This is a genomic window from Actinomadura sp. NPDC000600, assembly GCF_040492135.1.
In the GTDB taxonomy this organism is placed as follows: domain Bacteria; phylum Actinomycetota; class Actinomycetes; order Streptosporangiales; family Streptosporangiaceae; genus Spirillospora.
The window spans coordinates 1-19,264 of sequence record NZ_JBEUPD010000058.1; the positions used below are offsets into that span (position 1 = coordinate 1).

Annotated in this window: 20 protein-coding genes; 8 read left to right on the forward strand and 12 right to left on the reverse strand. The window is 74.2% G+C overall.

Features of this window, described 5'->3' with window-relative positions:
• Nucleotides 1-286: 286 nt before the first annotated feature.
• From ABWI07_RS41570 to gvpO, 5 genes are all read left to right on the forward strand, one after another.
• Complete coding sequence (locus ABWI07_RS41570) at nucleotides 287-715, forward strand: hypothetical protein (protein ID WP_353821907.1); 429 nt, start codon at nucleotides 287-289, stop codon at nucleotides 713-715.
• Between the two features lie 228 nt (nucleotides 716-943).
• Nucleotides 944-1,378, forward strand: coding sequence for a gas vesicle protein GvpJ (gvpJ, locus tag ABWI07_RS41575; RefSeq protein ID WP_149258421.1), 435 nt, complete (start codon nucleotides 944-946; stop codon nucleotides 1,376-1,378).
• Nucleotides 1,375-2,163: a GvpL/GvpF family gas vesicle protein gene (locus ABWI07_RS41580; protein ID WP_149258420.1), complete on the forward strand. Its 789-nt coding sequence runs from the start codon at nucleotides 1,375-1,377 to the stop codon at nucleotides 2,161-2,163. The genes gvpJ and ABWI07_RS41580 overlap by 4 nt, the downstream gene beginning before the upstream one ends.
• A 6-nt stretch (nucleotides 2,164-2,169) precedes the next feature.
• The gene (locus ABWI07_RS41585; RefSeq protein WP_149258419.1) at nucleotides 2,170-2,421 is read left to right on the forward strand and encodes a gas vesicle protein GvpG; all 252 of its coding nucleotides are present in this window, start codon (nucleotides 2,170-2,172) and stop codon (nucleotides 2,419-2,421) included.
• A gap of 11 nt (nucleotides 2,422-2,432) precedes the next feature.
• Nucleotides 2,433-2,690 carry a gas vesicle protein GvpO gene (gene gvpO / locus ABWI07_RS41590; protein WP_149258418.1) on the forward strand — a complete coding sequence of 86 codons (258 nt, stop codon included), beginning with the start codon at nucleotides 2,433-2,435 and terminating at the stop codon, nucleotides 2,688-2,690.
• A gap of 144 nt (nucleotides 2,691-2,834) precedes the next feature.
• On the opposite strand, the gene ABWI07_RS41595 is transcribed toward gvpO, so the two are convergent.
• Complete coding sequence (locus ABWI07_RS41595; protein WP_149258417.1) at nucleotides 2,835-3,668, reverse strand: class I SAM-dependent methyltransferase; 834 nt, start codon at nucleotides 3,666-3,668, stop codon at nucleotides 2,835-2,837.
• A gap of 28 nt (nucleotides 3,669-3,696) precedes the next feature.
• Here ABWI07_RS41595 and pdxR point away from each other — a divergent pair, with 28 nt between their 5' ends.
• Nucleotides 3,697-5,295, forward strand: coding sequence for a MocR-like pyridoxine biosynthesis transcription factor PdxR (gene pdxR, locus ABWI07_RS41600; protein WP_353821908.1), 1,599 nt, complete (start codon nucleotides 3,697-3,699; stop codon nucleotides 5,293-5,295).
• Nucleotides 5,296-5,326: 31 nt separating this feature from the next.
• Here pdxR and cydC read toward each other — a convergent pair whose 3' ends face one another.
• The 6 genes from cydC to ABWI07_RS41630 form a co-directional block, all read right to left on the reverse strand.
• Nucleotides 5,327-7,039, reverse strand: coding sequence for a thiol reductant ABC exporter subunit CydC (gene cydC, locus ABWI07_RS41605; RefSeq protein ID WP_353821909.1), 1,713 nt, complete (start codon nucleotides 7,037-7,039; stop codon nucleotides 5,327-5,329).
• Entirely contained in the window at nucleotides 7,036-8,652 is a 1,617-nt protein-coding gene (gene cydD, locus ABWI07_RS41610; RefSeq protein WP_353821910.1) for a thiol reductant ABC exporter subunit CydD, read from the reverse strand. The genes cydC and cydD overlap by 4 nt, the downstream gene beginning before the upstream one ends.
• An 18-nt stretch (nucleotides 8,653-8,670) precedes the next feature.
• The gene (locus ABWI07_RS41615) at nucleotides 8,671-9,414 is read right to left on the reverse strand and encodes a cytochrome d ubiquinol oxidase subunit II (RefSeq protein WP_353821911.1); all 744 of its coding nucleotides are present in this window, start codon (nucleotides 9,412-9,414) and stop codon (nucleotides 8,671-8,673) included.
• A gap of 13 nt (nucleotides 9,415-9,427) precedes the next feature.
• On the reverse strand, nucleotides 9,428-10,678 hold the full coding sequence (locus ABWI07_RS41620; protein ID WP_353821926.1) for a cytochrome ubiquinol oxidase subunit I: 1,251 nt from the start codon (nucleotides 10,676-10,678) through the stop codon (nucleotides 9,428-9,430).
• Between the two features lie 118 nt (nucleotides 10,679-10,796).
• Nucleotides 10,797-11,885, reverse strand: a complete 1,089-nt coding sequence (locus tag ABWI07_RS41625) for an MFS transporter (protein ID WP_149258413.1) — start codon at nucleotides 11,883-11,885, stop codon at nucleotides 10,797-10,799.
• 191 nt (nucleotides 11,886-12,076) lie between these two features.
• On the reverse strand, nucleotides 12,077-13,264 hold the full coding sequence (locus ABWI07_RS41630) for an MFS transporter (protein WP_149258412.1): 1,188 nt from the start codon (nucleotides 13,262-13,264) through the stop codon (nucleotides 12,077-12,079).
• 126 nt (nucleotides 13,265-13,390) lie between these two features.
• Here ABWI07_RS41630 and ABWI07_RS41635 point away from each other — a divergent pair, with 126 nt between their 5' ends.
• Complete coding sequence (locus ABWI07_RS41635) at nucleotides 13,391-13,741, forward strand: ArsR/SmtB family transcription factor (protein WP_353821912.1); 351 nt, start codon at nucleotides 13,391-13,393, stop codon at nucleotides 13,739-13,741.
• A 184-nt stretch (nucleotides 13,742-13,925) separates the two neighbouring features.
• Here ABWI07_RS41635 and ABWI07_RS41640 read toward each other — a convergent pair whose 3' ends face one another.
• The 5 genes from ABWI07_RS41640 to ABWI07_RS41660 all read right to left on the reverse strand — a co-directional run bounded on the left by ABWI07_RS41640 (nucleotide 13,926) and on the right by ABWI07_RS41660 (nucleotide 18,027).
• Nucleotides 13,926-14,492: a TIGR03086 family metal-binding protein gene (locus ABWI07_RS41640; RefSeq protein ID WP_149258410.1), complete on the reverse strand. Its 567-nt coding sequence runs from the start codon at nucleotides 14,490-14,492 to the stop codon at nucleotides 13,926-13,928.
• A gap of 200 nt (nucleotides 14,493-14,692) precedes the next feature.
• Nucleotides 14,693-16,030, reverse strand: a complete 1,338-nt coding sequence (locus ABWI07_RS41645) for a phenylacetate--CoA ligase family protein (RefSeq protein ID WP_149258409.1) — start codon at nucleotides 16,028-16,030, stop codon at nucleotides 14,693-14,695.
• A gap of 102 nt (nucleotides 16,031-16,132) precedes the next feature.
• The gene (locus ABWI07_RS41650) at nucleotides 16,133-16,630 is read right to left on the reverse strand and encodes a GNAT family N-acetyltransferase (protein ID WP_353821913.1); all 498 of its coding nucleotides are present in this window, start codon (nucleotides 16,628-16,630) and stop codon (nucleotides 16,133-16,135) included.
• Nucleotides 16,631-16,805: 175 nt separating this feature from the next.
• Complete coding sequence (locus ABWI07_RS41655) at nucleotides 16,806-17,516, reverse strand: DUF72 domain-containing protein (RefSeq protein WP_149258408.1); 711 nt, start codon at nucleotides 17,514-17,516, stop codon at nucleotides 16,806-16,808.
• Nucleotides 17,517-17,568: 52 nt separating this feature from the next.
• A complete protein-coding gene (locus tag ABWI07_RS41660; RefSeq protein ID WP_353821914.1) occupies nucleotides 17,569-18,027 on the reverse strand; it encodes a hypothetical protein in 459 nt (152 codons plus the stop codon).
• A 50-nt stretch (nucleotides 18,028-18,077) separates the two neighbouring features.
• Here ABWI07_RS41660 and ABWI07_RS41665 point away from each other — a divergent pair, with 50 nt between their 5' ends.
• A complete protein-coding gene (locus tag ABWI07_RS41665) occupies nucleotides 18,078-19,148 on the forward strand; it encodes a tyrosine-type recombinase/integrase (protein ID WP_353821915.1) in 1,071 nt (356 codons plus the stop codon).
• Nucleotides 19,149-19,264: the final 116 nt, after the last annotated feature.

Below are 19,264 nucleotides of genomic sequence, written 5' to 3' on the forward strand. Positions count from 1 at the left end.
CGGGGCTCGGCCGCGCGCCGGGCGGGGCCGGGGCGCGGCGGCGGGGCGGGCGCGCCCGCCGGCTCGTCGGGTGGCATGGCCTACGCATACCCGGACCGGCGGTTCCAATCGCCGGAGCCCGGGGTCCGCGCCCCCCGGCGGCGGGCGCCCGCCGGGTGACCGGCAATGTTTGCGGTGCCCCGGTGGGGTACGCCGCGTACAGGCCGAATGCCCGTTTCCGCGCCGGTGAGGTGCGGCGGGCGCCGCGCGCCGGTCGCACTCCGGCGCGCAAAGGAGATTCCCCCTGATGGAAGGACGGAAGATGGACACCCCCTCGGTTTCGGGCGACGGGTCCGGACCAGTGAGCAAGAACGTCGGCAGGGCGGCGGGCACGGCCGAGGCCGCCGCCACGGGAGCCAAGGGCACCGCCCAGGGCGCGAAGGACAGCGCGAAGAACGGCGCCAAGGGCACCGCACAGGGAGCCAAGGGCACTGCACAGGGCGCGAAGAGCGGCGCCAAGGGCGCCGCGCAGGGTGCGAAGGGCACCGCGCAGGGCGCGGCGAAGACCGCCGGGACGGGTGTCGCGCGGGCCGGCGGCCAGGTGGGGGCGCTGCCCGGCCGCGTGGCGGGGCTGGCCAAGCTCGTCACGCTCGGCCGGTTCCTGCGCGCGGTGCCGGTGGCCGGGGCCGCCGTCGCCGGAATCGTCGTGGGGCGCATCACCGCCCGCAAACGCTGACCGGCCGCCGGCCGGTAGGCCGCCCGAAGACGCGAAAGCCCTCGCGGAAGACCCTTCCGCGAGGGCTTTCGCGCGCCCCGGAGGGGACCCGGCCGTCGTTTCGGCGCCCGCCGTGGCCTTGACCAACCGATGACCGGAACCAAATTGTCCGTTTAGCGAGGCCGAGGCGGGTACATCGGGGTGCATGCTCAACCCCCTAACGGGTGACACCCGAGAAGGAGCGATCACATGACTGGGCCGGTCGCCCAGCAGACTTCGGGCAGCAATGTCGTGCAGCGCGGCGGCTCCGGCAGCGGCCTTGCCGACGTCGTCGACCTGATCCTGGAGAAGGGTCTGGTCATCGACTTGTATGCGCGGGTCTCGCTGGTCGGAATCGAGATCCTCACGATCGACGTCCGGATCGTCGTCGCCAGCGTCGACACCTATCTGCGGTTCGCCGAGGCGGTGAACCGCCTGGACATCGCCCACGACGGCACCTCGCAGGGCCTGCCGGAGTTCGTCGGCGGCATGCAGGAGTCGGGCGCCAAGAAGAAGACCCGCGGCGCGCTGGAAGGGGCGCAGGAGCGGCTGAAGGAGACCTTTGGCGGCGACTCCGACGACTCCGAGGACAAGGAGCCCGCGCGGCGCCGTTCATCGCGCAAGAAGGAGGACGAGGAAGAATGAGCACGCCGCAAGCCCCTGGCGGCTCCGAGGCCGGGGACCGCATCCCGCAGTACGTGTACGGGGTGACCCGGTCGGGCGCGGCGCTGCCGCCCGACCTGGCCGGGCTGGACGACCGGCCGGTGTCGCTGGTCGAGGACGGCGGCGTGTGCGCCGCGCTCGTCAGCGACCTGCCGGCCGACCGGCCGCTGGGCGAGCGCGCCGACCTGGTGGCGCACCAGCGGGTGCTGAACGCCCTGGTCGACGCCGGGACCGTGGTGCTGCCGTTCCGGTTCGGGGCGGCGCTGGCCGACCGCGGCGCGGTCGAGAAGGAGCTGCTGGCCGACAACTCCGAGCGCCTCGGGCAGGTCCTGGACCAGCTGGAGGGCCGCGTCGAGCTGCGCCTGAAGGCCACCTACGTCGAGGACGCCGTGCTCCGGGAGATCATGCAGAACGACCCGGAGGTCGCCGAGCTGTCGCAGCGCCTGCGGGAGGTGCCGGCCGACGCCGCCGACGCGGTCTACTACGACCGGGTCCGGCTCGGCGAGCTGATCGCGCAGTCGATGCAGCGGCTCCGCGAGAACGACGAGCAGGTCCTGCTGGACGGCGCCACCTCGGCGGCGGAGGCGTTCTCGCGCAAGACCCCGGCGCGGGAGGAGGACGTCCTGGACGCCTCGTTCCTGGTCCGCGCCGACCGCCGCGCCGCGTTCGAGGAGGCCGTGGAGAAGCTGGGGCAGACCCACGGCGACCGCATCCGGCTGCGGCTGATCGGGCCGCTGCCGCCCTACGACTTCGTTCCGGAGGCGTAAAGGACGATGGGATTCTTCACCGGTCTGGTCACGCTGCCGCTGGCGCCCGTGAAGGGCGTGATGTGGCTGGCCGAGACCCTGACCGAGCAGGCCGAGGCGCAGCTGTACGACCCGGGGCGGATCGCCGCGGAGATGCAGCAGGTCGCCGACGAGTCCGCGGCCGGCGAGATCACCGAGGAGGAGGCCGCCGCGCGCGAGGAAGAGCTGATCCACCGGTTGAACGAGGGCCGCGCCCGCGGCTACCAGCCGGGCGGTTAGGGAGGCCGGTGATGTTGTCCGCGTCCAAGGCGGCCCGGATGGCGGTGGAGCACGTCACCGCGATGACCGGCCGCAGCGCCGAGAGCGTCGTGGGGATGGAGCGCACCGAGGAGGGCTGGCGCGTCACGGTGGAGGTCGTGGAGACGCACCGCATCCCCGACTCCGCCGACATCCTCGCGGTCTACGACACCGAGGTCGACGCGGAGGGCGAGCTGGTGGGCTACCGGCGCACCCGACGCTATCCCCGCGGGCGCACGGAGAGGAACTGAGCGGCGGCCGGCCCGCGGCGGGGAGGGCCGCGCGAGGCGCGGCGGCCGCGGGCGGGGGCGGCCAGGACCCCGGTGGGGGGCTCGTGCCGAGGACCGAGCCCCCCACCGGCCCCGCGGGCGGTCCGCCCGGCGGGGCCGGGACGGTCACTGCGGGTTGACGGCGGTGGCCTTGAAGAACGTGTAGTGGAACGTGCCGCCGGGGCCCGCGGCGCGGTGCAGGTCGGCGACCCCGCGGTCGAAGTCGGCCGGGGTGGCCAGCCCCGCCGCGACGGCCTCGTCGCGGACGGACTCGACCATCGCGGTGAAGGTGTCGCGGGTGAAGGCGCGCGCCAGGTCGGGCCGGGCCCCGTCGGCGTAGACGGTGCGCGGCACGACGCCGACCCGCGCGTACCCGGCCTCGGCCAGCAGCGGCCCCAGCCGGCGGCCGAGCAGGGCGTCGCCGCCCGCCGCGGCCTGCAGGACGACCTGGTGGGCGATCGCGGCGCGGGCATGGGCGCTGTCGGGGTGGAAGAACGCCGACCCGTGGTCGCCCTCGATCGCGGTGAGGGTCCCGCCGGGCCGCAGCACCCGCCGCAGCCCGGCCAGCGCCGCGCGCGGGTCGGGCAGGTGCTCCAGCACGAAGCACACGAACACGTGGTCGAACGCCGCGTCGGGGAACGGCAGGTCCCGCAGGTCGGCGCGCCGCCACTCCACCGCCGCCTCGGGGCAGGACGCGGCGACGCGGGCGCGGGCCTGGTCCAGGGAGGCGCCCGACAGGTCCACGGCGGTCAGGCGGACGCCGGGGGAGCGCGACACCAGGTGCACCGTCTGCGCGCCGACACCGCAGCCGGCCTCCAGCACCCGGCTGCCCGCCGGGTAGGCGGTCCCGTCGTGCAGCAGCGCCGCCAGGGCGTCGGCCTGGTCGCCGAGCCGCCGCGCCTCCCGGCCGGAGTACCCGTGCACATACCGGCCTGACCCGGTCGTCGTGGTGGTTTCCATGCGTCCACCGTGGCCGCACAATGGCCTGATGCACAGGTCCAAAGGCGGCGAACACGACCGGTCCATAACGCGGGGACCGGGGTCGGGGGGAGACGCGCGGGGATCGGACTCGGGGGGATCGGACTTCCTGCAACTCGACACCGCCGACGCCCCGCCCGGCGGACTGGCGGACTGGCTCGCCGGGCGGCTGCGCGACGCCGTCGCCGACGGCCGCCTGCCCGTGGGGGCCCGCCTGCCCGCCACCCGCGTCCTGGCCGCCGAGCTGCGCGTCTCCCGCGGCGTGGTCACCGAGGCCTACCAGCGCCTCGCCGACGAGGGCCATGTCGCCGGACGCGGCCGCGCCGGCACCGTCGTCGTCGCGGCCCCCCTCGCCGCCCGCCCCCCGACCGGACCGGCGGTCACCCCCTCCGCCTCCGCGGCCTCCGCGCCGCGGACGCCCGCGGGCACGCCCTTCCCGAGACGGCCGGGCCCCGACCTGTTCGACGTCCTGCGCGCCCTGCCCGCCCGCACCGACCTGTCACCCGGCCTGCCGGACCTCGCCGCGTTCCCCCGCGCGGCCTGGCACCGCGCCGAACGCACCGTCCTGCGCGACCTGCCCGCCACCGCCCTCGGCTACGGCGACCCCCGCGGCGCCCCCGCGCTGCGCACCGCCGTCGCCGCCTGGCTCGCCCGCAACCGCGGCATCCGCGCCGACCCCGACGGCATCGTCATCGTGGCCGGCACCACCCAGGCCCTCGGCCTCGCCGCCCGCGTCCTGACCCGCGAGGGCATCGACCGGATCGCCGTCGAGGACCCCGGCTCCCTCGGCGTCCGCCAGCACCTGGCGCACTGGGGGACCGGCACCCCGCCCGTCCCCGTCGACGCCGCCGGGATCCGCGTCGACCGCCTGCGCGCCACCGGCGCCCCCGCCGCCCTGCTCACCCCGGCCCACCAGTTCCCCACCGGCGCCGTGCTCGGCGCGGACCGCCGCCGCGACCTCATGCGCTGGGCCGCCGACGGCGGCCTGGTCATCGAGGACGACTACGACGCCGAGCACCGCTACGACCGGCCGCCCGTCCCCGCCCTGCGCTCCATGCTCACCGACCGCGTCTTCTACGTCGGCAGCGTCTCCAAACTCCTCGCGCCCGCGCTGCGGATCGGATGGCTCCTCCCGCCGCCCTCCCACCTGGACGCCGTCATCGCCGAGAAGCGCTTCGCCGACCTCGGCAACGCCGCGCTGCCGCAGCTCGTCCTCGCCGAACTCATGGACTCGGGGGAGATGGAGCGGACCCTGCGGCTGCTGCGGCGCCGCCACCGCCGCCGCCGCGACACCATGATCGAGGCCATCGCCGCGCACCTGCCCACCGCGGCCGTGCACGGCGCCGCCGCCGGACTGCACCTGACCATCACCTTCCCCGGCGAGCCCCCCGGCGCCCTGCACGACGCCGACCTCGCCGCGGCGGCACTGGAACTCGGCGTCAAGGCCCACCCGCTGTCATGGCACGCGCAGCGGCCCCACCCGCCCGGCCTCGTCCTCGGATACGCGGCCGTCCCCGCCTCGGCCATCCCCGACGCCGTCGCCGCGCTCGCACGCGCCCTCCGCCGCGCCAGAACCGACCCGGCCGAACACCCGCCCCCGGCGCCCTGACCCTGCCGCCCTGACCCCGGCCGCCCGCGGGTCAGCACGCCACCGCGCGGTCGGCGAGCAGCTCGGCCTCCCACAGATCGCGGTAGGCGCCCGGCGCCGCCGCCAACTCCTCATGCCGGCCCCGCTGCACCACCCGGCCCCGGTCCATCACCACCACCTCGTCGGCCGCGCCCAGCGCCGCCAGCCGATGCGTCACCAGCAGCAGCGTCCCGCCGCCGGGCGCCTCGAGCAGGTCCCGCACCACCGCGTCCGCCATCGCCGGGTCCAGCCCCTCGGCCGGCTCGTCCAGCACCAGCACCGGCGGGTCGGCCAGCAGCGCCCGCGCCAGCAGCAGCCGCTGCCGCTGCCCGCCCGACAGGCCCCGCCCGCCCGCCCCCACCACGGTGTCCCACCCGTCCGGCAGCGCCCGCACCACCTCGGCGAACCGCGCGCGCTCCGCCGCCGCCCACAACTCCGCCTCACCGGCGTCCGGCCGCGCCAGCAGCACGTTCGCCCGCACCGTCGCGCCGAACACGTGCGCGTCCTGCGCCAGCCCCCGCACCGCGCCCCGCACCTCGTCCGGCGCGTACCGGCCGAGCTCCCGCCCGCCCAGCACCACCGCACCCGACACCAGCGGCACCTCGCCGGCCACCGCCGCCAGCAAAGTGCTCTTGCCCGCGCCGCTCGCCCCCACCACCGCGACCCGCCGCCCCCGCTCCACCCGCAGATCCACCCCGTCCAGCGCCACACCCTCCCCGTAGGCGACCCGCACGCCCAAAAGCTTCACCTCCAACGGCCCCCGCGGCACCACCGCCGCACGCGCCGCGCGCGGCGCCGGGGGAGCGGCCAGCACCGCCCCCACCCGCCGCACCGCCGGCAGCACCTCCCGCAACCGCTGCGCCGCACCCGCCAGCGGCAGCACCGACTCCACCGCCACCAGCGCCGTGAGCGCCAGCACCGCCGCGCCCACCTCGTCCACGCCCGCCCGCAGCCCCGCCCACGCCACCGCCGCGACCGCCACGCCCTGCACCGCGAAACCGGCCGCCGCCACCGCCGCCGACACCCGCACCGCCGACCGCTCCGCCCGCTCCAGCCGCCGCGCCGCATCCTCCGCCCGCTCCGCGAACCGGCCGGACGCACCGAACACCGCCAGATCCCGCGCACCCTCCAGCACGTCCAGCGCCCGCACCGCCAGCACCTCGCGCCCGGCCGCCATCCGCGCCGCCGCACGACCCCCCGCCACCGCCGCCGCCACCGGCACCACCACGCCCGCCACCAGCAAACCCACGGCCAGCACCACCGCCGCCGGCACATCCACCAGCGCGCACACCGCCACCCCCGCGGCCCCGCACACCACCGACGCCGCCGCCGGCAGCACGCACCGCAGCAGCAGGTCCTGGACGGCGTCCACATCCGACACCATCCGCGTCAGCGCCTCACCGTCCCGCACCCGCCGCGCCCCCGGACGCGCCGCCGCCAACGCGTCGAACACCCGCCCCCGCAACTCCGCCAGCGCCCGCAGCGCCGCGTCATGCCCCGCGAGCCGCTCGACATACCGCAGCGACCCCTTCGCCAGCGCGAACCCCCGCACCGCCGCGATCGCCAACGACAGCGCCGCCAGCTCCGGCCGCTGCGACGCCCGCGCGATCAGCCACGCCGCCGCCGCGATCAACCCCAGCCCGCACAGCTCCGCCGCCGCGCCCGCCGCACCCGCGGCCACCAGCCGCACCGCGTGCGGACGCACCGCGCCCCACACCCCCCTCACGCCGCCGCCTCCCCGGCACCCGCGCCTGATGCCCCGCACACCCGGCCGCGCTCCAACCGCACCACCCGGTCCACCGCCCCCAGCAACGCCGGACGATGCGCCACCACCACCGCCGTCCGCCCCGCCAGCAACCGCACCGCCGCGTCCACCAGCACCCGCTCACTGTGCAGATCCAGCCGCGCCGTCGGCTCGTCCAGCAGCATCACCGGACCCCCCGACAAGTACGCCCGCGCGATCGCCAGCCGCTGCCGCTGCCCGGCCGACAACCCCGCACCGCCCTCACCCAGCACCGTCGCGAACCCCTCCGGCAGACCCCCGACGAAATCCACCGCCGCCGCCCGCGCCGCCTCCTCTACCCGCCCCATCCCGGCCCCCGGATCACCCAACCGGATGTTGTCGGCCACCGACGCCGCGAACAGATGCGGACGCTGCGGCACCCACCCCACACACGCCCGCCACGCCTCCACGTCCAACTCCGCCAGATCCACCCCGTCCACCAGCACCCGACCCGAGTCGGGGGACACCAGCCCGGCCAGCACCAGCAGCAGCGTCGACTTGCCCGCCCCCGACGGCCCCGTCACCGCCACCCGCTCACCCGCCCCCACCCGCAGCGACACCCGATCCAGCGCCGCCCCGCCCGCCCCCGGATACCGGACGGTCACCTCCTCCAGCACGATCTCCGGCGCCCGCCCGCCCGGCACCGCCCCGCCACCGCGCCGCACACCCCCCGCCGCGTCCAGCACCGCGAACGCCTCCCGCGCCGCCGCGACCCCCTCCGCACTCGCGTGGAAACGCTGCCCCAGCGCCCGCAACGGCAGATACACCTCCGGCGTCAGCACCAGCACCAGCAGACCCGTCGCCAGCGCCATCTCCCCGCCCAGCAGCCGCAACCCCACCGGAACCGCCACCAGCGCCACCGACAACGCGCACACCAGCTCCAGCACCAGCGACGACAGGAACGCCACCCGCAGCGCCCGCACGCTCGCCCGCCGATGCTCGCCCGCCAGCTCCCGCACCACCACCGACTGATGACCGGTCCGACCGAACGCCCGCAACGTCCCCAGCCCCGCCACCACGTCCCGGAAATGCCCGCCCAGCCGGTGCAGCAGCCCCCACTGCCGCCCCGTCAGCGCCGCCGTCCGCATCCCCACCAGCGCACCGAACACCGGCACCAGCGGAACCGTCACCGCCACCACCAGCGCCGACGCCCAGTCCGCCGCCGCCAACCGCACCAGCACCACCACCGGCACCGCGCACGCCGCCACCAGCTGCGGCACATAACCGGTGAAGAACGGATCGACCGCGTCCAAGCCCCGGGTCAGCAGCGTCACCCGCGCCCCCGCACCGTCCGCCGCCCGCCCCAGCAGCGCCCCCCGCAGACCGCGCTTCACCCGCGCCGCCGCCCGGCCCGCCACCAGCGCCGACGCCCACGCCAGCACCGCCCGCCCGGCCACCGCCCCCGCCAACCACGGCAGCGGCCCCGCGTCCAGCCCCGCCACCGCCCGCACCAGCAGCTCCGCCTGCACCACCAGCAGGACGCCCTGCCCCGCCGCCAGCACCCCCAGCAGCACCACCGCCCGCCGAGGAACCGACCGCAGCAGACGCCGCTCCACACCCTTCACCACGGCCGCCTACAGGTACGAGGGCGACTGAACCCGCCCCCGGAACGTCCACCACACCAGCGCCTGCGACGCCACCAGCAGCGGCAGCACCACCACCGTCACCACCGCCGTCATCGTCAGCCCCGCACCCTCGGCCACGACCTCCGACCACTCCACCTGCACCCCGGCCACCACCGGCGCCCCCGCCATCACCAGCGCCGACAACCCGTACCGCGCCGGGACCCGCCCCGCCCGCTCCGCCAGCCCCGCCGGCAGCCGCCACCGCGCGAACCCCGCACCGTGCCAGGCGAACAGCGCCGCCAACGGCAACCCCTGCACGCTCCCCACACCCAGCCCGCCACCGGCCAGCACCGACCCCAGCACCGACCCCCACGCCAGCGCCAGCGCCCAACTCCCCGCCACGACCGCACCGTCCCACAGGCCGCGCCACGCCGCCGCGTCCACCCGGCCCCGCAGCCACAACCCCATGTCCCGCACGACCCAGCCGACCAGCAGCACCGAGAACAGCGGATACAACTCCGCCACCAACCCGTGCTCCAGCCCCGGAAACGCGCCCGCCACCAGACCCGCCGCCGCCACCAGCCACACCTCGTTGCCCAGGAAGAACGGCGCGAACGACGCGATCACCAACCGCCGCTCCCGCTCGTCCCGCCCCAGCCACGGCAGCAGCATCCCCACCCCGACATCGGCACCCGCCAGCACCAGGTACCCGGCCGAGAACACCGCCAGCAACACCACCGCGAGAGAATCCATCACCAGGCTCCTGTCAGAACGTCGGGCTCATCGCCGGCGCGACCGGCTCGACCGGGGGAGAGGCACCCAGCCCCGCCCCCTCCGGCCCCCGCCGCGCGAACCGCGCCAGCAGCCACGCGTTCACCCCGAACAAACCCGCGAACAGCACCGAGAACACCGCGAACGACACCGCGACCGACGCCGACCCCACACCCGGCGACACCGCGTCCCGCGTCTTCAGCACCCCGTACACCATCCACGGCTGCCGCCCCACCTCGCGGAACACCCACCCCGCGATCATCGCCACGTACGGCAGCGGCACCGCCGCGATCATCAGCACGTGGAACACCCGCCCCCGCACCAGCCACCGCCCGAACGGGAACTTCACCAACGCCACCACCGCGATCAGCAGCATCAGCATCCACATCGCCATCATCAGCGCCTCGCCGACCCCCGACAGCACCGGCGGCCGGTAGTCGTCCGGACCGAACCGCGCCGTGAAGTCCGCCACCGCGGCCGCCGCCTTGCGACCGCCCAGCTTCGTCGGCTGCGCGTAACTGAACTGCGTCCCCCCGAACACCACCACCGGCATCACCGACACCATCACCGTCAGCAGCCCGATCCGCATCGACCGGCGGAAGAACTCCACCTCCGCCGTCCGCCGCAGCAGATGGAACCCGCTCACCCCCGCCATGAAGAACCCCGCCGTCAGCAGCCCGCCGAACAGCACGTGGAAGAACGCCAGCACCGCCGTCGGATTCGCCAGCAGCGCCCCCGCGTCGTCCAGGCGCGCCACACCATCCACCATCACGTAGCCCACCGGACGCTGCAGCCACCCGTTCGCCACCAGCACGAAGTACGCCGACAGGTACGCCGTCAACGTCACCACCCAGATCAGCGACAGGTGCACCCACCGGTTCAGCCGATCCCACCCGAAGATCCACAACCCCAGGAACGTCGACTCCACGAAGAACGCCACGATCGTCTCCAGCGCCAGCGGCGCCCCGAACACGCTCCCCGTCACCCGCGACAGCCCCGACCAGTTCAACCCGAACTGGAACTCCATCACCAACCCGGTGACGATCCCCACCGCATAGTTGATGACGTACAGCTGCCCCCAGAAACGCACCATCCGCGCATGCACCGCACTGCCCGACACCGTCGCCCGCGTCTGCGTCAACGCCACCAGCGTCGCCAACCCCAGCGTCAGCGCCACGAACAGGAAATGCGTACCGGCCGTCAACGCGAACTGCAGCCGCGCCAGATCCAACGACCCCGCACCCATCAGCACCCCAAGAATCGATCCGCAACGACCCCACGATCCTCGGCCCGCACCTGCCCCCCGCGAATCCGGCGAGAGCGTTCAACCGCAATGCGCCTTTCGCGTACCGACCACCCGCCGCCTACGCCTCCGGATGTACACGGCCCCGCCGCGCCGCCAACCCCAGCACTACCGCCACCACCGCATACGGCACCGCGGCCGCACCCATCAGCACCCCGGCCCCGGCCCACCGCGACCCCAGCGCGTACCCCGCGTACACCAGAACCGCCACCACCTCCGCCCCGAAACCCGCCACCGACGTCACCGTCGCCCGCGCCCCGTCACCCACCCGCTCCTGCAACCGCGCGTCCGCCGCCGCCATCGCCCACCGGAACACCCCGAACGCCGCCGCCACCAGCACCAGCCCACCCGGCCGGCCACCCCAGCACCCCACCGCCAGGCACACCGCACCCGCCCCCAGCACCGGCGCCAGCCACCGCACCCCCCGCCCCGCCGACCAGCCGCCCACCGCGTCACCGACCGTCACCACCAGCACCAGCAACGGCACCGCCGAAACCGCCACCCCCGTCGACGCCACCAGCAGCGGCACGTACTCATCCAGCGCCGTCACACCCTCCAGCACCACCACCAGCACCAGCGCCCGCCGCACCGCCGGCTCACCCCGCACCTGCGCCCACCCCTGACGCACCACCGACCCCAGCGACGGCTCCGCCCCCTCACCACCGCCCCTGGACTCCGGCAGGAACCACCCCGCCACCGCACACCCCACGCAAGCCGCCACACTCGCCGCACCCAGCGCCCGGAACCCCCACGCCGCCAGCACCGGCGCCGCCACCGCCGACGCCGCGACCACGGCCAGCAGCGACACCGCCTCAGAACGCCCCATCAACCGCGCGTACGCGCCCGGCGCCCCCACCCGCTCCAGCTCCTCGTACACCAGCGCCTGCATCGTCCCCGAACGCAGAGCCGAACCCGCGCCCCACAACACGAACCCCGCCGCGAACACCGGATACGAAGGAAAGAACGCCCACAGCCCGAAACCCGCACCCGCCAGCAGGGGAGAGGCCACCAGCAGCAACCGCCGCGAGAACACGTCCGCCCACAGCCCGGACGGCAACTCCAGCGCGAACGTCGTGACCGACCAGATCACGAACAACGACGAAACGGCGGCGGGGGAGAGCCCGGCATCGGCGAACAGCACCGCGTACACCGGGTACAGAAGAACGAAGTCCTCGAGGAACGCGTAGGCGTACAGCCTCCGCGCGAGCCCCGCCTCAGGTGAAGATCAATGTCGTCGGCGCATACCCGCACCCTAACCGCTCTCCTCATTCAGGAGGAGACCCCTGATGACCACAATCTGAAGGCCCCCGCCGTCCCGAGGCTCGCACCCAACGCAGGGCGTCACGCCTGGGCCTTCTCCGCGGTGGAGCGGGTCGGCCGGGGCGCTGCGGACGCGCGAAGGCGTACGACCGCCAAGTGGTAGAGCAGCGCCAGGGTCGTGACACCGGCTGCCGGCAACCCCAGCGCGGCGGGCGCCATGGCGAACCACTCCTGAACCAGCCCGCCCAAACCACCGCCGAGAGCGATCCCGACATAGATGGCCGAGGAATTGAGGCCGAGCAGAACCGGTGCCGCTTCCGGACTGAGGGCGATGAGCCGGTGCTGCTGCGGCACCACGACGACGCCCAGCGCCGCGCCCCAGATCGCGGCCCATGCCAGAGTGGACACGAGCGTGGCGGTCGCCACCGAAGTGAGGCCAAGGGCGATGGCGGCGATCACGAGAGGCCCGGTCAGCACCCGCGCGGGATCGTGCCGGTCGACCAGCCGTCCGGCGACGATGTTCCCGGCCAGGACGCCGACTCCCCAGGCCAGCAGGACGACGGAGAGCAGCGATTCGGAGCCGCCGGTCGCGTCCTCCAGCGCCGGGCCGATGTAGGTGTAGAGGGTGTAGGCGCCGAGGAACACCAGCGTGGTGACCGCCAGCAGCGCGAGAACCCTGCCCTGCCTGAGCGGACGCAGCCGGTCGCCCAGCGTGGCGGCCGGGAGCCTCACCTCGGGCAGGCCGACGGCGATTCCCAGAAGCGCGGCAAGGCCGATCCCGGCGACGGCCCACAGGGTGATGCGCCAGTCGGTACGGCCGATCAGCGTGCCGAGGGGGAGGCCCAACGCCGTCGCCAACGTGAGGCCGCCCAACACGAAGGCAAGGGCCCTGCCTCGGCGTTCCGGTGGCGCGATGGCCCCCGCGGTGCTGGAGGCGACGGAATTGATCATCCCGGCCCCGACCGCCGTGACGACGCGAGCGGCCATCACCGCCCCGAAGCCGGTCCCGAGGGCGGTGGCGGCGTTGCCGACCACGAACACCCCCAACGCGATCAGCAGCGCGGACCGCCTGGCCAGTCCACTGGTGAGCGCGCCCATGACGGGCGCCGACACGGCCATCACCAGGGCGAACACCGTCACCAGCTGCCCGGCGGCGGGAGTGGAGACCCGCAGGTCCGCGGCGATGGCCGGCAGCAGGCCGGCGATGACGTAACTGTCGGTGCCGACGGCGAAGGTCGCCAGAGCCAGCGGGAGGAGTCGTTTCAACACCGGGCGACGCCGCCTTTCCAGAGGGATCCCAGGAGTACGGAGCGAAACCCTAGGCAATACATGGATGGTTGTCCATATATCAATGAGTTGGTAGCGTGCCGAGTACGCGGAACACAGGGGGCGGCGATGCGCGAGGTGTCACAGCCGGCGACCGAGGCCATCCGGCTGGTGGACGTTCTGCGAGCGCTCGCCGATCCGGTGCGGCTGGACCTCGTCCTGCGCCTCGACCGGATGGGCGAGGCCTTCTGCAACGCGATCGGCGCCGAGATCGACGTGCATCAGACGACGCTGTCGCACCACTACCGGGTGCTGCGCGAGGCCGGCGTCACATGGACGAAGGCGCAGGGCCGGTCCCGGCTGGTAAGGCTGCGCCGAGAGGACCTCGACGCACTGTTCCCCGGCCTGCTCGACTCCGTACTGAACGCACACCGCCGAACACGCGAAAACGCACCCGCCGGCACTACCAAGGCGCCGTAGGCGCGGGCGCCCCAGCACACCTCGACCACCAGATCGACGCCCTCGTGCGCGCCGGTGTCGACACCGCGGCACGAACTCATCGTCGGCGACGCCTACGACGGCCTGGCCGCCACCCGCGCATCAGAAGAACAACCGGGGGAGAGGCCCACCCGGCCGTCACTCTCCGTAACAACGCTCGCCCGGATCACACGCCCGCGGGGGAGCGGCCGAAGAGCGCCAGCAGACGCGCCTGGACGTCGGCGCCCTCCGGAACGGCGACCTCCGGCCCCAACATGCCCGCCTCACGGCCACCCGGCGCCATCTGCTCAGCCGTCGCCAGCGCGGGACCGACCAGATCGGCATCGAAGACGACCGACTGCCCGGTGGCCTGGGCCAGATCCCAGGAGTGCACGAGCAGTTCCAGGGGATACCCCTCAAGCCAATCGCGCAGCGTCATCTCCAGCCCGAGAGCCAGCTGCACCGGCCGCGCCAAAGCCTCGGGGGAGAGCTCGGCCATCATCCGGGACCGCACCCGCCGCCAGGAGGCCAGCGGGTCCGCGCCGGCGACCTCGCGCCAGTCCGGATCGTCCTCGGGCAGCTCACGCCCGGCGGCCCGCATCTCGACCACCAGCAACCCGGCCGTGACATGCCCGGCCACATCGACCGCGGCCCAGCCCTCGCACGGCGAGGGAGAAAGCCACCGATCCGCGGGCACTCCGGCCAGCACGCCCTCGAAGACGTCCAGCGCACGAACGAACCGGTCCGGCACCATGCACACCACTCCCGCCGATGACCCGGACAACCGACCGAACCAAGCCTCCACGGCCCTCGCCCACAGATCAAACCAGATCGATCACCCGCGACGCCCGAACACCGAGAAGGGCCCTCACCGCGCTCTACTTAACATAATGTTCATTATCGACCATCGACGGCAGGCCCGAGAGAGGGCGTGTAGGACGGAATCCGCCGCCTTCAGCCGCGGTCGACAACGCGCCGCGCCTTGCGCAGACCATCGGCGCGCGGCAGCGAGCCTGGATCCAGCACCTGCACCGGGACGCGCTCGCGGATCGCGCCCCGCAGCGCCTCGGCGGCCGCGTCGCCCAGCGCGGCGCGCGCCGGACCGTCGAGCCGTGCACGCGACTCGACCTGCACCGTCAGCGTGTCCGCATCGCGCGACCGGACGAGACGGTACTCGTCACCGAGGTCGTGCATGCCGCGCACCACCGCCTCCACGGCCGAGGGAAAGATGTTGGCGCCGCGATACCAGATCATGTCGTCGGCCCGGCCCTGGATCGAGCCCACGATGCGAGTCCCCACCGATCCGCACGCGCACGCCGAACCGTCGGACAGCACCCCCAGATCACCGCTGCGGTACCGAAGGAGCGGCTGGGTGTCGCCGACCATGTTGGTGTACGTCAACTCGCCCAGATGACCGGGCGGGACCGGTTCGTCGCGATCCGGACGCAGGCATTCGACGAACACGAAGTCATCCGACAAGTGCAGGTCAGCCGAGTACGGGCAGTTACCGCCCAACGGCATCAACTCGGTCATCCCGAGGGCATCGACGAGGTTTCCCGCGCCGAACCGCTCCAGCAACCGGCGGCTGGTCGCCTCGACCGCGCACCCCGGCTCCCCCCACGCGAAGACGGTCCGGACCCCGCACCGGCTCAGGTCGATCCCCGCGCCCTCGGCGACGTCGGCCAGATGCAGCAGGTAGGACGGGGAGCCCGCGACGACCGCGGGCCGCAGTTCGGCGATCGCCTCCACCTTCTGCGGGTCCGGCCGCGTACCGGCCTGGAACACCAGGCCGCCGCGGCGCTGCACCGCGTCGGTGAGGACGGTCGCGCCCATCATGGCGTCCACCGGGGTCGTCAGCACGACGATCTCGCCCGGCCCGGTGAGCGGCGGCTGCCGGGCGACCCAGTCCAGGATCAGCCGCCAGTCCCTGCGGGAGAAGACCCGGCGCAGCGGCTTGCCGGCGGTACCCGAGGTGGTGAACACCTTCAGCCACTGGGCGGGCGGCGTGCAGGTGTATCCGCCGAACGGCGGGTCGCGCTCCTGGTCGGCGAGCAGGTCTGCCTTTGTGCAGGTGGGCAGCCGCGCGACGTCCCGCACGCCGTTGATGCCGGCCGGGCCGATGCCCGCCGCGTCCAGTCTGCGCCGCCAGAATGGCGCGTTCCGGTGGACGTGATGGACCATGGCCCTCAGCCGCTCGCTCTGCAGATCCCGCAGTTCCGCGGGCGACAGCTTGAGCAGCGCGGGGTCGTTGACCGGATACTCGGGCAGTCCGGTCGCCTGGTCGGCGGTCATGGGCGTCTCACCCCCGGCGTCGTCCTCGCGTGGTCCAGGTCATATGGCCCCCTTGCCCGCCCCCGCCGGGGCGAACCGGTCGGGGCGGAGCGCGGTCGTCCGTCAGAGGTCGATCCAGTAGCGGTCCTCGCCGCGGGCGAGGCCGTCGTGGACGCCGCCGTTGGCGAGGATGACCCGCCGGGACGGTTCGTTGTCGGCGGCGCAGGTCAGCAGGACGCGTTCCAGGCCGAGCCGGCGGCTTTCGGCGAGGCCCGCCGCGAGCATCCGCGTGGCGTGGCCTCGGCGCCGCCACGGGAGGACGACGTGGTAGCCGATGTGTCCTCCGACCTCGGCCAGCTCCGGCGTCAGGCGGTGCCGCAGGATGAGCGTGCCGATGTAGTGCTCGCCCGAGACGTACCAGAACGTCGTCGACGGGACGCCCCAGCGTTCCTGGACGCCGCGCCGGCGCGCCACGAAGGCCTCGAAGTCCTGGTGGGCCTCGTCGAGCCAGTCCGTCGGGTCGCCGGTGGCGAGGTGGTCGGCCCTCTCCCCGGCCAGGAACGAGTCGCGCACCGCCGTGGTCGGCGGGGCGAGCCGCGGTGTCATGGTGAGGTCGTTCACCGGACCAGTGTGGTCGGCCGGCGCCTCCGGCGGTACCGCCACTCCTCCGCGCGTGCTCTGCCCCCTTTTCTAGTCAAACCAGACAGAAGCTGGATTCTGTCTGGTTTGCGAACTTTGTGGGGAAGTGGGGCTTTTGTACGGTCGGCCGGGGGTGCAGGGGTCCGTTCCCCGGGCGTCACGGCTTGCCGGTGAGCTCGGCGAAGCGCAGAGCGTTGCGGACGGCGGCGCCCCCCGGGTCGTTGTTGAAGTAGACGTAGGCGTCCCCTTCCCCACCGAGCTCGTCCGCCCAGCGCTGGAGGGTCTCGTCGTCGTACTCCGGCCAGGGTTCGGCGGGGCCCTCGTGGAAGCGCATGTAGCGCCAGTCGGCCGTGCGCCACAGCGGCGTCTGCGCCTCCCCGAGGCTGTCGGCCCAGCACAGCGCCGCACCGCGGTCTTCCAGGACGCGGCGGGTCTCGTCGGTCCACCACGAGGGGTGGCGGGGTTCGACGGCGACGCGGACGCCGTCCGGGAACCGGCGCAGGCACTCGTCGAGGCGGTCGGTGCCGGCCTGCAACGTGGGCGGGAGCTGGAGCAGGACGGGACCGAGCCTGTCCCCCAGGCCCTGGGCGGCGTTCATGAGGCGCGCGACCGGCTCCGCCGGGTCCTTGAGGCGCTTCATGTGGGTCAGGTAGCGGCTGGCCTTGACCGCCATGACGAAGCCGGGCGGCGTGTGGTCGCGCCACAGCTCGAACGTCTCGCGGGTGGGCAGGCGGTAGAAGGCGTTGTTGTTCTCGACGGTGGCGAAGGTGTCGGCGTAGTGCCGCAGCCAGTGCCGCTGCGCTAGGCCGGGCGGGTACAGGACGTCGCGCCAGTCGGTGTACTGCCATCCCGAAGTGCCGATGAGCACGGCCCCTCCCCCGTGTCCGGTGAACGCGTGTCCGATGAACGCGTGTGCGGGGTCATACCCGCCGGCGGTGCGGTTCCAGGGCCCGGATGTAGTCGACGAGGCGGACGCCGATCTCGAAGGGGATGTCGGGGCCGGTGAGGTCGGCGTCGGGCCAGGTCTCGGAGATGCGGCGCCAGGTGTCGCGGCCGAGGAAGGCGCCGGTGCGGGGTTCGTCGCCGAGTTCGGCGCGCCATGCGGGTTCGGTGGTGAGGAGGCGGGTGAGGGCGTCCTGGTTGTCGGGTTCGTCGCGGTGTTCGGCGTGGAAGCCGATCTCGACGGCGTGGTCGCGGGCGCCGGGGGCGAGGGCGGCGGGGATGATCTGGGCCTCGTAGTGCTCGCGATGGGGTTCGGGGTCGCCGAACCAGGCCTTGACGCCGTTGTGGCGGACCTGGACGTGGGGGTGGCCGAGGGCGGGCGGTGTGGAGCCTCGGACGATCTCGCCGACCTGGTCGAACAGTGCCCTCTCCCCCATGTTGTCGATCTTACGGGGTTGTGTCGGTGGCGGGCGGTAGCGTCCGGCGGGTGCGTCCTGCCGATGTTCAGCGTCTGTCCGTGGCCGAGTGTGTGGACCGCTATGCGGAGATGGTGCGTGCGAAGGCGTCGACGGGTGCGCTGGCGCCGTCGTCGGCCGAGGTGTACGTGCGGGACGTGGTGACGTTCGCGGCGCTGGCGGGTGAGGGCCGGGTGCTGGACGATCTGACGGGCGAGGACGTCGATGAGGTTCTGCTCAGGTTCGCGCGCAAGCCTGATGAGCGGCGGCGCCGGGGGGCGCGGCCCGCTGGGGCCGCGGGTGCGCCGTCGCAGAGTGCGGCGTCGCAGGCGCGGTTCCGGCGTTCGGTGTCGGCGTTCTTCCGGCATGCGGTGGTGGCGGGGTGGGTGCAGCTGAATCCGATGCAGGCGGTGACGGTGCGGCCGAAGGAGCGGGGCGGGCTGCGGGCGGAGCGGCGTGCGTTGACGGTGGAGCAGGCTGAGGGGCTGCTGGGTGCGGCGCGGGGTTTGGCCGAGGCGCCGAGTGCGGGGTCGGGTGCGGTGCGGCGGCGTGCGGATCAGCGGACGGAGTTGCGCGACGGTCTGATCGTGCTGCTGCTGGCTGCGGTGGGGCCGCGGGTGTCGGAGTTGACGGCGGCGAATGTTGAGGACTTCTTCGTCAACGGGGGGACGCGGTATTGGCGGATCTTCGGGAAGGGCGGGCGGACGCGGGATGTGCCGCTCCCCCGTCCGGTGGCGGAGGTGCTGGACGCGTATCTGGCGGAGGGGCGGGTGGTGCTGGATCGGGGGCGGGAGCCGAAGGCGCTGCTGTTGTCGTGGCGGGGGCGGCGGTTGGCGCGGGGTGATGTGCAGGGGGTGATCGACCGGGTGCTGGAGCGGGTGGAGCCGGGGCGGCGGCGGAGTGTGACGCCGCATGGGCTGCGGCATACGACGGCGACGCATCTGCTGGCGGCGGCGACGGACATGGACGCGGTGCGGCGGGTGCTGGGGCATGCGGATCTGTCGACGCTGGGCCGGTACCGCGATGAGCTTCCGGGTGAGCTGGAGGCGGCGATGCGGGTGCATCCGCTGCTGGGTCCGGTGGAGGGCCGGCGGCGTGGTTGACGCTGTGAGCGCCGGGCCGCGGTGAGGGCGGCCGCGCAGGGGTCTGTGTTCCTGCGCGGCCGTCGGGAGGCCCGGCGGGCGCCCGGCCTGCCGCCGGAGGGCGTGCACGGCGGCAG